Origin of the sequence: uncultured Cohaesibacter sp. (genome assembly GCF_963556055.3) — a bacterium.
GTDB lineage: Bacteria > Pseudomonadota > Alphaproteobacteria > Rhizobiales > Cohaesibacteraceae > Cohaesibacter.
In genome coordinates, this window is the sequence record NZ_CAUVYE020000013.1 from 52,644 (window position 1) to 65,227 (window position 12,584).

Consider the following 12,584-nt stretch of genomic DNA (forward strand, 5'->3'; position numbering starts at 1 on the left):
GGAAACAAGGCGGGCGTTGCTCCACGAATCTCTGCTACGTGCAGTTGATTTTCTTGCATTCAAATTGCGTGACTGTCGGTCTTGCCGCGCCTCCGCATGTGCCCCCACACAAGTAAAACGCCCAGAATTCCGTAAAAACATCCACGTAACATATTGATTTATATAAACAATATACAGACCTATCCTTTAGTATTGCATTTTTCGCATATCGGATATTTCGGCGATTGCATCGAAGATTCTTTTCGCTCACCTGTGTTAAGGTCCTCCCCAACTTCATAGTCAAGGTCACTCTGACGACCTGATTTTATTGCTGGCGATTGGACCTGACATGTCTTGGGAAATGATTTTCACATTTTTCGTTCTCGGCGCTGCCGTTGTTCTGTTTGTAACCGATAAACTGCGGCTGGACCTTGTGGCAATCGGCGTCATGTTGGCTCTGGGGCTTTCAGGCATCCTGACCGCCAAAGAGATGGTGGCAGGATTTGGAGCGACAGTTGTCATCTTGATTGCCGGACTGTTTGTCGTTGGGGAAGCCCTTGCCCAAACCGGCATTTCCTATGCGGTTGGTGACAAAATCGTACAAGTCGCGGGCAAAGAGGAATGGAAACTGATCATCCTGCTCATGCTCGCCGTTGCCAGTCTTGCATCTGTCATGAGTGTTACCGGATCCGGTGCGATTTTTATTCCCGTCGCCATCCGCCTCGCAAACCGTGCAGGCATTTCCCCTTCAAGGTTGCTCATGCCCCTCGCCTATGGCGCCCTGATCGGCGGCATGCTCACCTTGATCGGGACACCACCCAACCTTGTCGCCAACGCCGAGCTTGAAAAGGCAGGAATGGAGCCGTTCAATTTCTTCGTCTTCACTCCTATCGGTCTCATCATCCTGGCCATCGCCATTGTCTGGATGATCGTCTATGGCCGCCACATGCTGCGTAAGGATCGCGCCGGGCAGAGTTCGACAAGTCAGGGGCGCCGTTCTCTGAGCGAAATGATCAAGGCCTATGACATCGAAAACAATATCGTCCGGCTACAGGTGGGAGAAGGCTCTCAACTCATCGGGGAAACAGTCGTTACCGCAAGGTTGCGCAGAAAAATAGGCCTCACTCTTTTCGGCATCGAGCGCAACACCGGCAGCCGAAGAAAATCATCCGTGATCTCAGCGAAAACCGAAATTCCGTTCGTTGAGGGAGATATCCTGTTTGGCGTGATGGACGAGCCCATTTCCGAGGACAGTTTCAGAGAAAACGGACTCGACATTCTGCCCATGGACGAGGCTGGACATCACATCTCCGCAAGGGAACTGGGCATGGCAGACCTGATGATCACCCCTGAATCCAACCTGCTTGGCAAGGGGATCAGCGGCGCAGGCTTCCGCACCCGGCATGATCTCAGCGTTGTTGGCCTGATGCGCAAGGGTGAACCGGTGCGTGGCAATTTTGGCCATACCAAGCTTGAGCTTGGCGATCAGTTGCTCGTTGTTGGTGAATGGGAAAATATCAGAAAGCTCCGGTCAAACCGCGAGAATTTCCTGCTTCTGTCATTCCCCGAAGAAATAAACAGCTATCTGCCGCGGCGCAATCTCGCCCCTGTGGCGCTCGGAATTCTTGCAATCATGCTTGCTTTGATCGTATTCCGGATCGTCCCCAGCGTCACAGCCGTGATGCTGGCCGCAACTGCGATGGTCTGCACGAACTGCGTGTCGCCAAGACGCGCCTATGAGTCGATCAACTGGTACAGCCTGATCCTCATTGCCGGGATGATACCCATGGCAACAGCCCTTGAAAAAACCGGAGGGCTCGCCTTGATCGTCAACCAGCTCATTGCCTGGATCGGCACGGAATCTCCTTCCATGATGCTGATTGCCTTCTTCGTGCTAACGTCTGTTTTCAGCCAGTTCACATCGAATACAGCGACAGCCGTACTGATTGCACCAGTTGCCTTCGAGGTCGCAAATATCATGGGAATCCACCCTGAACCTTTGCTCATGAGCGTGGCCATCGCGGCGTCTACAGCCTTTTCAACGCCAGTTGCTTCCCCGATCAATACCCTTGTCATGGGGCCAGGGAACTACCGTTTCCGCGACTATGTCGTGATCGGCGTTCCCTTGCAGGTCATCGCTCTCATCGTATCTGTAATCACGATCCCGTGGTTCCTGCCTTACTGAAGCAAATGAACCAGTTTTTAAAAGCGGGCTGATGACGATACCGACCTTCAGCCCACCTTTTCATTGTTGCGTGTCTTGGTGACACATCTCGCAAGAAATGAGCAGCAAGCCGAAATGCGCACTTTCCTTCTGCCCTCGTTCAGGCCATGATTGCGCATCCACATGTCAACCAACAGCAAGGCAGGAAATCGGGACACAAATGGACGTCGATACACTCATCAAGATCTTTGTTACAGCCATGTTCAGCCCGCCGGGCATCGCCAATTTCGTCATCTCGACCTTGCTCAAGAAACGGATTCATGCAACAGCGGCGGCCTTTGTTGCTGCGGCTGCAATGATTTTCATGAATAACAAGGTCCTGTCCCAGATCGGCCTCGGCCAATATGCGGTTATCGTGATCCTGACCGTTATCGCCATGATGATTGCCGCCCATCTCGGCTTCACGATCGGGACAAAAGTGATCCGCGCCAAAAAATAGATACAGCGTCAGGCATCGGAAACGTAAGGCCCGATCAAACCAAAACCAAGCAGCAACCAAAAGAAAAAGGCCCCAAACAAGGGGCCTTCGTCATTTAAAAGCAAACACTTGATCTTTGTGCGCTTTGTCCTCGCCTCTATTTGAAAAGATTGGGCAAGGTTGTTGAAATGGCTGGCACCATTGTGATCACCAGCAAGGCACAGATCAGTGAAAGCAAATAGGGCATTGTCGATCGCATCACCTTTTCCAGCGGCACTTTGGTGATCGCGCTGGCGACAAACAGATCGAGCCCGACCGGCGGCGTGATGCAGCCGATTGCAAGGTTGACAACCATGATCACGCCAAAATGGATCGGATCAATCCCCATTGACGTTGCAACAGGCAGGAAAATCGGCGTCAAAATGACAACAGCCGCAGAAGCATTGACCAATGTCCCAAGCACTAGCAGCAACACGTTCATGATCAACAGGAAAACAATCCCCGAACTCGTCACATGGGTTACAGCCTCACCGATCATGTGAGGGATTTGCAGATTGGTCATCAGCCAGCCGAACACCTTCGCTGCCCCGACAAGGAACATGATCAATGTCGTCCCGATCACGGCCTTAAAGACGATTTCGGGAAAATCCTTGATCTTGAGTTCGCGATAGATGAAAAGCCCGACAACGATGCCATAGACGGCCGCGACCGCAGCAGCTTCCGTTGGCGTGAACATCCCGCTATAGATGCCACCGATAATGATGACCGGTGTCAAGAGCGCCCAGAAAGCATCCTTGATGGTGATGGCAAGACGTTTGCAGGAAAAGGAACCATCAGGAGGAATCTGACCTTTCTTGGCCAGATACCAGCCCATGCCGCACATCACACCCCCCATGAGGAGCCCCGGAAGCACACCGGCCATGAACAGATCACCGATGGACACATTGGCAATCACGCCATAGACGACAAAGGTGATGGATGGCGGGATAACAATTCCGACCGTACCGGCTGCTGCCACGATGCCCGTGGCCATTTCACGTTTATATCCCTTCTGCTCCATCTCGTTGACCATGGTCGAGCCAATGGCTGCTGTGGTTGCTGCCGAAGAGCCGGAAATGGCGGCAAAGAACATCCCTGCCACGGCAACAGCCTGGGCAAGCCCACCGGTAAAGGAGCCGACCATCGCCTGTGCCACATTGACCAGACGCGATGTCACGCCTCCGGCCGACATGAAGGCACCTGCGAGCATGAAGAAAGGCACGGCCATGAAGGAAAAGGAGTCGATGCCCGAGAACAGATTGTTGACGATAAGAACCTGAGGCAGGTCCATGAATTCAAACAGGACGAAGGACACGGACAGAGCAAGAGCATAAGCGACCGGCACACCGATCAATGCCATCGCAACGAACGATAGAATGAGAATGGTTTCCATGATGAAGCTCCCTGTTAGTCCGTGGATCCCATTGGCTGATGATCGCCAACTTTGGGGTCAGTGCGTCCTTGAACGAACAGACGGAAAATATTGATCGTATCCTTGATGTGATACATCAGCATGAGAAGGCCCGAGAGCGGCATGATCATATAGACATAGCTCATCGAAATGCCGAGGCCCGGCGATGTCTGGAAGGTCATCGTCTCGGTCATTTTCCAACCCTGAGTGATCAGAAGAAAGATGAAGACATAACCGCAAACGTTGATGAAAAGGTTGAGTGCAAAACCCGGCACTGTGCCTTTCAGAAGGCGCGGCAGCAGTTCCACCGCCAAATGCCCGTCTTCCCCCATGATCAGCGCAGACCCAAGGAAAACCACCCAGACGAACAGGAAGCGCGCCAATTCTTCAGACCATTCCAGAGAGAAGCCGAAAACATACCGGGTGATCACTTGCATGAAGATGATTGCCAGCATGACAAGCATCGCAACAACGGAAATCCCATAAAGGGTTTTGCGCAGGGCTTTGAAGATGATTTCCATGAAATGAAACCTTTTTTAAGGGCGCGAGAAAAGCGCATCGCTAACACCCGGACCCATCATTCTTATGGCCCGCGCACAATTGAAGAGATGCGATGGGCCGATCCCAGTGTGGGAGCCCGGCAACTGGCCTTGCATGGTCCGGGATAGCCAGCTCGCAACGAAGGAAACGGGCCGGAGGAAGAGGAATGCAAAGGCTTGGGGAACCGGGCCCCCGGGGGCTATTGGATGTTATTTGGCTGCCAGGGCGTTGATCTTGTCGATATTGTCCTGACCGACAGTTTTGGCAAACATTTCAATTACAGGGGCAGTGGCTTCCTTGAATTTGGAGCGGTCGACGTCAATCACTTCCATTTTTCCGGTTGCGATGATCTGATCCCAGTATTTGTTGTCCTGATCTTCAGAAACTTTGCGCTGCCATGCGATTGCTTCTTTCGCTGCATCCTGGATGATCGCTTTTTGCTCATCATTCAGTTTGGACCAGCTGATCATGGAAATGATCATAGGTTCCGGCGAATAGGCATGTGCGGTTTTGGAAGCATATTTCTGAACTTCATAGAAGCGCTTGGTAAAGATGTGAGCTGATGGGTTTTCCTGCCCGTCAACGGCACCCTGCTGCATGGCAGAATAGAGTTCGCTAAAGGCCATTGGAGTTGGGGAAGCACCCAGCGCTTTCATCATCTCAACAAAGATCTTGTTGGTCATGACGCGGATCTTCAGATCAGCCATATCGGCAGGCTCATTGATCGGACGCACATTGTTGGTCACATGGCGGATCCCATTTTCCATATAGCCAAGCAGCTTGATGCCACGTTCTTCAAGTTTCTTGCCAAGGTCCATGCCAACGCTATCAAGCGACTTGTAGGCGTGTTCGCGGTCTTCAAACAGGAATGGCAGATCGAAGATGGAAATCTGTGGCTGGAACTGACCGAGCACGGCGGTACCGACCAGAGCCATGTCAACGGCACCGAAAACCATGCCTTCAATCAGATCCTTCTGGCCACCGAGCTGCGAGCTAGGGAATACCTTCACTTCCATGCTGCCATTGCTTTTTTCCGCAACCAGTTTGGCGAAATAGTCTGCACCCTTGCCATAAGGATGATCGGACACTGCGATATGGCCAAGTTTCAAGGTTACATCAGCTGCCCAGGATGGAGCGGCAAGTGACATAGCCACAAGGCCGGCACCGAGGATGCTTACAAAACGGTTCATTAGGTTTCCTCCCTATATTGCCGTTGGTCAAATTTGATCTCTGGCAAACCCTGCTTTCCTTCGAAACAGCAGACTTCACCTCCCAAAACCGTCTGATGGCCAAAAGTATGACCGCAGATTTCATTCGGCTCATGCGGCAAAGTCAGCAAGCCCCGTGCCAACCTGAATTTGAGGAAGTCCAGATTAGAGTTTCATTGAAACCGAAACAAGTTCCCGTCAAGCATTCTGAAAAGATAAACCCTTCAGTCTTAGATCTTTTTTATCCCTGACAGAAAAATCTTGCTGCGTTAATTTAGACGAATGAGCACCAAACAGTAAGACCAAAGTTGCAACCAAGAAACGGCAATGAAAATCAGGACACCCGGAACAGTCTTGTCAAGATGTGCAAGATCCCAGCCAACGAAGAATTAAGTTGTCACAAAATCCGCACACTTTCTTCGGTGAGTTATGAATTGGTATGCTGGATTTATTGCGAGTTCACAATCTGTCACTCTATTTAAACTTTCCGATTAAACTGAAATAGGCCTATCATGGCCCCAGAATCCAAATACAGTCCGTAGTGAGTCCTGTCAGTGAACCAGATTGAAATCTCAGTCATTTACGTAGAAGACGATGCCAGCGTTCAATTCGCATATCTCCAGTCCATGCAGATGGCGGGCTTTTCAGTCGTGGCCACAGACAATGCCGAAGATGGACTGGAGCAACTGAAGAAAAATCGAAACGCGATCATTCTTTCCGACATTCGCCTGCCAGGCATGTCCGGCATAGAGCTCGTCAAGAAGGTTCAGAAGATCGACAGCACCATTCCGGTTATCCTGATCACCGGTCATGGCGATGTGGAAATGGCTGTGACGGCCATGAAGATCGGTGCTTATGACTTCATTGAAAAACCCTGCAATAACCAACGCCTCACTGAAATCCTGCATCGAGCAATCGAGAAACGCAGGCTTGTTCTGGAAAATACGCAAACAAGATTGGCGGAAAATGCAGAACGTGGTCCGGTCATGCTGGGTCAGAGCAGCGCCATGCGGAACATCAGGGAGATGATCCTGAATATCTCCGACACCAATGCCGATGTTCTGATCGAAGGCGAAACAGGCACCGGCAAGGAGGTCGTTGCCAATACGATTCATGCCTGGAGCAAGGGGCGCAACGGGCATTTTGTTCCCCTCAATTGTGCTGCCTTTGCCGAAACGCTATTCGAAAGTGAAATGTTTGGCCACGAAGCCGGATCATTCACCGGTGCCACCAAAAAACGCGTTGGCAAAATCGAATATGCCCACCGCGGAACGCTGTTTCTCGATGAGATCGAAAGCATGCCCATAGACATTCAGGCCAAATTCCTGCGCGTGCTCCAGGAACGCACCGTCGCCAAACTGGGCACCAACGAGCTGATCCCTGTCGACTGCCGTGTCGTGGCAGCAACCAAGGAAGATTTGCACACGCTTTGCGAAAGGCGGGGCTTCCGGCAAGATCTCTATTACAGGCTCAACGTTGTCACGATCCATATCCCTCCCTTGCGGGACCGGCGAGATGACATTCCCGAGCTATTCCACCATTTCGTTTACAAGGCTTCCCAGCAATATCGACGGCCCATGCCAGACATCAAGCCAGAACAGATCATCTGGCTGCAATCTCAGGCGTGGCCGGGAAATGTGAGAGAGCTGAAGCATTTTGCGGACCGATATGTCCTCGGCTTTGTCGCACCCGATAGCGAGAGCTTTGTTCTCTCGGAAGATCACCGCATGAGCCTTACCGAATGCCTGGACCAGTTTGAGAAAAGACTGATAGAGGACGCCCTGCAACAAACTGGCGGCCATGTCGGCCGCGCGGCCAAGAGCCTGATATTACCGCGCAAAACTCTTTATGACAAACTCAACAAGCATGATATCAAACCCGACACCTATCGCTCCGGAGCGCATTAACCCTTGCGCAAGCGCAGTCACTCGTTATTAACGCTCGTCGTTGCCCTTCCCTCGCCACTCTTGCCATTTGATGACGAACTCCGCCCCGCCTTCAGGGTGGGTCCGCGCCTTGATCGTTCCATGAGAATGTTCGATGATGCCTTTGACAATCGCCAGCCCCAAACCGGTTCCCGACTGTTTGGTCGAATAGTAGGATTCAAAAATCCTGACAGTGTCCGGCAACCCTGCCCCATTATCCCGAACCGTTAGCAAGACCTTGCCATCGGTTTTGTTGATCAACACGGAGAGTCGTTTCTTTTCCTGACCTGCCAACGCCTCGATTGCATTTGTAATCAGGTTGCTCAAGATCTGCTCAAGGCCGATCTCATTACAGGGCACGTAAATAATATTGTGACTGGACTGAAAAAAGAGCTGGATATTGTTCTTCTTCAGGATCGCCTCGAACAGACTGATCGAAGAATTGGCAACAGCAACGATATTGGCACTCCCGCCGGGTACCCGATGACGGCTGGCAAAGGATTTGAGATTGGAAATCTGCGTGGTCATGCGCTCGATGTGAGACGAAATCAGTGCCAGATTGTCATCAACCTGCTCGTAAAGCTTACGTCCGAGCAAAAGCCGGGTCGTATCCAGGAGCATATAGATTGCTGAAAGCGGCTGATTGAACTCATGCGACAATTCAGTTGCCATCTGGCCGATGGAAGCCAGCTTACTATTCTCGACAAGCTGATTTCTGAGCAGTTGCAGACTTCTCTTGTGTTTGTTCTTGAAGTTGCGATAGGCGAATATGATGATCACATAGAGCAAGATCGCCACAGTAAAGGCGACAAAGGCAAACAGGAAATAGATCCTCAGATCCTGAAAATGCAATACAGTCCAGCCATACTCGATAATGCGTTCCTCAATCGAGATTTTTCCCGGAACAAGGCAGCCAAACATGGAGTCGCTGTATAAGGTGATGCTGCCGAAATGATAGCATTGGGAAATATTGACCGGCTGAATGAGATTTTTCGCAAACCTGTTTTCTGATTCAACCCTCTTGATTGCATTGGCGCTGATGTCACCAATCGACTTGTTCTTCCAATCGGGATTGGTGCTAATGAAAATGATATTGTTGACATCCATGACGACAACATCATCGGGGCCTGAACTCCAGATTTCTTCGAGATCGGACAAATTGATTTCGATGACAATCGCACCAATGATGGCCTCCCCCGATTTCAGGCCGTAAGAAATGAAGAAACCCGGCTTGAGTGACGTTTTGCCGATACCATAAAACTGACCGAGCCGGCCTTGCATCGCCGCATTAAAATAGGGCCAGGACGCATAATTCTTGCCGATATAGCTCTCTTGCTTGTACCAGTTGCTCGATGCCACCACGGTGCCTTGATGATCCATCACAAATACGGTGGAAACATTCGTCGCATATTTGATCCGCTGCAAGAGATAACCACTGGATGTCCGGTCCAGATCACCAGTCGCAATATCGACGACCCTGTTATTCTGGGACAGGATGAAAGGCAGGAACTTGTAGCGGTAAATCGCAGATTCGAGGCTCGTTTTATACATGTCGATGTTGAGCTCGCTCGCAATCAGCCGGTTCTTGATTTCACCGTAAAACAGAAACGAAACCGCCACGATGGTTACACTTACCATCAGCAGATGAAACAGGACGATCTTGGCTTTTTGAAAAACCCGCATTTTTCTTCCGATTGCAATCGAAGCACAAGGCTGAGCAAAACAAGGCTTGGGCTCATAATCAAGCATAAAGATTGCTGACTGTGATTGACAGGGCTCTCCGAATGGCCAAGTGCGTCACAAATTGGCACGCCACGATCAGCGAAGACGACCTGCAACCGTCAGAACCGTGTTTTAACGACTACACCAGCCCCCATTTTCGCTGTAAAGAATTGACGATACTCAAGATCTTTTTTTTTGAGAGGTTTGAAGAATGCGTCTCTTTTCAGCTTTGCTTTTTTGTTGCCTGATATCGACTCCCTTGCTGGCAGATGAACTGGAAATTCCAATCGATGGCGCTTTTGCACTGGAGCGGTCGTGGGTGGAAACCAAGGAGATCGATCCCGCCAATGACACACCCGAGCTATTGATCGTTGATTATTCGGGCGGCGTGCATTGCTGTTCCGACTTGACGGTCATCACCAAGACGGACAAGGGCTGGAAGCTGCTGAGTTTCCCCTTCCATCTTGATGGTGAGAACTTCTTCAATGATGTCGACGATGATGGCATTCCCGAATTGCTCGCCGACAAGGTCTATCAGGTCCGTGGTGGCAAGGTCTATTCCCGCCCCTGCAAAGACTGGGTCGAGTGGAATGACATGAAATATTGTGGCGGATAGCGCGGCATTGTTGTCAAGCTCGCACTGAAAGCTAATATCTGGCAAATCCACCGGCTCGAGATCTGCTTCATTTCAACGGCAAGGCAGGCATCCAGCCCGTTCCCCTGGGCCCGGCAAAATAGCAGCTTTCACATTTTTGGGTGGTACGGGCGGCGGGAATCGAATGGCCTTGACAAGTATTGAATTTACTATCTTTTTCCAAAAATAATAATTAAGTGATACCCATTTTGATACCCATTTTGATACACAGATGGTGCGGAAAAATTGAACACTTTCTCTAACGTCAGACTCCATTCATTTCATTTCGCTGTTTTTGCTTCAGCTTGCTATCCAAGCGTCTCTGTTTAATCAGAAGAATGGTTCTGTATCTATTCTCTCTCAGAGAGTTGGAACTCATGACGAACGGCATCCACTTTCTCAGCGAATTGGTCTATGTTTACAGCTTCAGTAAGTTTCTCTAATACTGTTTGTCGAATTTTCTTCGTATTTGGCAAGGCTCGCTCAGGAACAACGTAAAACAGCCATTGGTGAGGATTGCAGTGATCAGCGCTCTCATCCACTATCGGATGATAAGCAAAAACATACAGATTTGCTTTTCGCCCTGGAGCCGAAACCCATCTATTGTCTCGCCATTCTTTTTTTCGTGCGGCTATATCGAACTCACACTTTGTTCGATCGGTATCTTTGGTATGCCAACTCTGTCTTGCCGCCGATTGTTTAACCTCTAGTTTCGTTCCGTCGATGTGCTCAAAATCCCAAAGTGACCAATCTTCAGAACACCACTTCCAGCCGTCGTCTAAAAGCAGATGAACAATAGCTTCGGCAACAATACCGCGCTGCACATTATTTATCAGTGGCTTCTCGAAGCTTGCCTTAGAAGCTGCTTCCATCACTTGAGTTCTATCCATAAGCCTCCCCGAATTTTTATTTCAATTTGGTCCTCCTAAACTTATATCACCGATAATTTTCCAATCTTTAAAAGCCAATTTTTTCTTCGTTCATGGCAGCAAGGCAACGATTTTAGTCCTGAAATAATACAGGATCGCAGAGACGGAAGCGAAGGCGCCAGCGAACCAGATCATCTTCTTCTCAACCTTTGAAACTCGTCCATCAAGCGAAGTGACTGTATCCTTCAAGGTTGCATGATCTTTTGCCAGTCTGTCCATGTTTGAGAGGATGAGATCCTGCTTTCCTTCTATGCGGCCTAAGGATCTGTTCAAGGCGTTTTCGTCATCACTCATTGGACCTCCTCCCGAAGACAGCCTGTAACCGGCTCAGGAATCCAGCGGAACTGCTTTTGATCTTCGCTGAGAGCTGGAACCATATAGGCTCCTCGTTCCGCTTCTAATCGATCGATCGATGTCAATCTGCATTCAATAGGCTCATGGTTTGTGGCCACGTATGCCCAAGCCCCTTTCTCTGTAACGACGATTTTGAAGATGGCCTCTGGGATCGGTATTCTCTGGGATAGATAGTCAGGAACCCCGCCGTAGAGAGGCCCAGAAATAATGAAAGCTCCACCATGTTCTTCTGCAAGGTCTCTGGTTTGGCGTTCTATTGATCGCCATAGCTTTCGATTAAGGTCTGGCAACTGCGGAACCATGTTAGCTAGATGACAGGTTTGCTGTTGGTTTATTCCAAAGTCACCGGCTGGAGCCATATGACCACGATCATATCCAGAATGCTCATAATCGCTGTTCTCTGCCCCGTCCGTTACTCCATCGAAAGCTTTGATATAGCAGTCACGATTGTACGCCTCTGCTTCTTGAATGCTCGCCGGTGTGAGATATTGCGCGACCCATAAAGGTGAACGGAGCAAATCTGAATAACCGATGGTATATCCAGGTTCACAAATTCTCGTATCGATCACAAGTGTTGGTTCTCTGCCGCCCATAAGCGGAGAGGAACAGTCAGCCAAGGCCGGCCAAGATAGGCATAATAGAATGGAAGTAATGAAAAGCCTCATCATTTGTCTTCTTCCTTGCATAACGCATCCCACTTTGCATTGTGCTTTCTGATTTGATTGATGGTTTCCAAGCTGTCTTGACTTGCCGAGTATGTGATAGAAACAAAAGCAGAACAAGAGGTATCAATCACGGTTGTGCGGGTCGTCAGACAGCCCGTCAAGATCAACGACAGGCTCAATACGATTGGCAGCATTAAGGGCCTTTTCAAAACGCTCCAATTGAAGTTTGAGGGCTTCATTTTCTGCCTCTGCTTTGCCTGCCTGAATGAGTTCGCGGTTGCGTCTGTTCTCGACAATGATCAAGACAATTTGCAGCAGCAACCGCGCGAATTTTAGCCAGTTCATTTTTATTCAGCGGAAGCGGATTTGATGGTTTCCTTATTGTGGTAGAACCACCAGATGAAGGCACCGGCATCAATCAAACCGCCGATAGCCGCCTGATAAGAAGCACCGTCCGCGATATCCTGCCCGAGAAGTGCAGAGCCAACCGCATACATACCAATACGGATTACCTGTTGAATTACGTCCCAAGTCAT

The 12,584-nt window shown here is 50.0% G+C and carries 13 protein-coding genes; 4 read left to right on the forward strand and 9 right to left on the reverse strand.

The genetic code is table 11. From position 1 onward, the window contains the following. The first annotated feature begins 328 nt into the window (after positions 1–328). Both ACHZB8_RS08925 and ACHZB8_RS08930 read left to right on the forward strand, forming a co-directional pair. Positions 329–2,164 carry an SLC13 family permease gene (locus ACHZB8_RS08925; protein ID WP_316859912.1) on the forward strand — a complete coding sequence of 612 codons (1,836 nt, stop codon included), beginning with the start codon at positions 329–331 and terminating at the stop codon, positions 2,162–2,164. 199 nt (positions 2,165–2,363) lie between these two features. Continuing rightward, entirely contained in the window at positions 2,364–2,642 is a 279-nt protein-coding gene (locus ACHZB8_RS08930; RefSeq protein WP_316859913.1) for a hypothetical protein, read from the forward strand. Positions 2,643–2,778: 136 nt separating this feature from the next. Here ACHZB8_RS08930 and ACHZB8_RS08935 read toward each other — a convergent pair whose 3' ends face one another. From ACHZB8_RS08935 to ACHZB8_RS08945, 3 genes are all read right to left on the reverse strand, one after another. After that, positions 2,779–4,053 carry a TRAP transporter large permease gene (locus tag ACHZB8_RS08935; protein WP_316859914.1) on the reverse strand — a complete coding sequence of 425 codons (1,275 nt, stop codon included), beginning with the start codon at positions 4,051–4,053 and terminating at the stop codon, positions 2,779–2,781. 14 nt (positions 4,054–4,067) lie between these two features. Further along, a complete protein-coding gene (locus ACHZB8_RS08940) occupies positions 4,068–4,592 on the reverse strand; it encodes a TRAP transporter small permease (RefSeq protein WP_316859915.1) in 525 nt (174 codons plus the stop codon). A 228-nt stretch (positions 4,593–4,820) separates the two neighbouring features. Then, positions 4,821–5,801 carry a DctP family TRAP transporter solute-binding subunit gene (locus ACHZB8_RS08945; protein WP_316859916.1) on the reverse strand — a complete coding sequence of 327 codons (981 nt, stop codon included), beginning with the start codon at positions 5,799–5,801 and terminating at the stop codon, positions 4,821–4,823. Positions 5,802–6,373: 572 nt separating this feature from the next. Between ACHZB8_RS08945 and ACHZB8_RS08950 the strand changes: the two genes are divergently transcribed. Next, positions 6,374–7,726, forward strand: coding sequence for a sigma-54 dependent transcriptional regulator (locus ACHZB8_RS08950; protein WP_316859917.1), 1,353 nt, complete (start codon positions 6,374–6,376; stop codon positions 7,724–7,726). Between the two features lie 27 nt (positions 7,727–7,753). Here the strand turns inward: ACHZB8_RS08950 and ACHZB8_RS08955 are convergent, their stop codons facing one another. Next, on the reverse strand, positions 7,754–9,427 hold the full coding sequence (locus ACHZB8_RS08955; protein ID WP_316859918.1) for an ATP-binding protein: 1,674 nt from the start codon (positions 9,425–9,427) through the stop codon (positions 7,754–7,756). A 250-nt stretch (positions 9,428–9,677) separates the two neighbouring features. Here ACHZB8_RS08955 and ACHZB8_RS08960 point away from each other — a divergent pair, with 250 nt between their 5' ends. Continuing rightward, positions 9,678–10,082 carry a hypothetical protein gene (locus ACHZB8_RS08960; RefSeq protein WP_316859919.1) on the forward strand — a complete coding sequence of 135 codons (405 nt, stop codon included), beginning with the start codon at positions 9,678–9,680 and terminating at the stop codon, positions 10,080–10,082. A 368-nt stretch (positions 10,083–10,450) separates the two neighbouring features. On the opposite strand, the gene ACHZB8_RS08965 is transcribed toward ACHZB8_RS08960, so the two are convergent. The 5 genes from ACHZB8_RS08965 to ACHZB8_RS08985 form a co-directional block, all read right to left on the reverse strand. After that, complete coding sequence (locus tag ACHZB8_RS08965) at positions 10,451–10,990, reverse strand: hypothetical protein (protein WP_316859920.1); 540 nt, start codon at positions 10,988–10,990, stop codon at positions 10,451–10,453. Between the two features lie 90 nt (positions 10,991–11,080). Beyond that, positions 11,081–11,323, reverse strand: coding sequence for a hypothetical protein (locus ACHZB8_RS08970; RefSeq protein ID WP_316859921.1), 243 nt, complete (start codon positions 11,321–11,323; stop codon positions 11,081–11,083). After that, positions 11,320–12,051: a DNA/RNA non-specific endonuclease gene (locus tag ACHZB8_RS08975; RefSeq protein WP_316859922.1), complete on the reverse strand. Its 732-nt coding sequence runs from the start codon at positions 12,049–12,051 to the stop codon at positions 11,320–11,322. Before ACHZB8_RS08975 ends, ACHZB8_RS08970 begins: the two co-directional genes overlap by 4 nt. A gap of 120 nt (positions 12,052–12,171) precedes the next feature. Continuing rightward, positions 12,172–12,393: a hypothetical protein gene (locus ACHZB8_RS08980; protein WP_316859923.1), complete on the reverse strand. Its 222-nt coding sequence runs from the start codon at positions 12,391–12,393 to the stop codon at positions 12,172–12,174. A gap of 2 nt (positions 12,394–12,395) precedes the next feature. Then, a complete protein-coding gene (locus ACHZB8_RS08985; RefSeq protein WP_316859924.1) occupies positions 12,396–12,584 on the reverse strand; it encodes a hypothetical protein in 189 nt (62 codons plus the stop codon).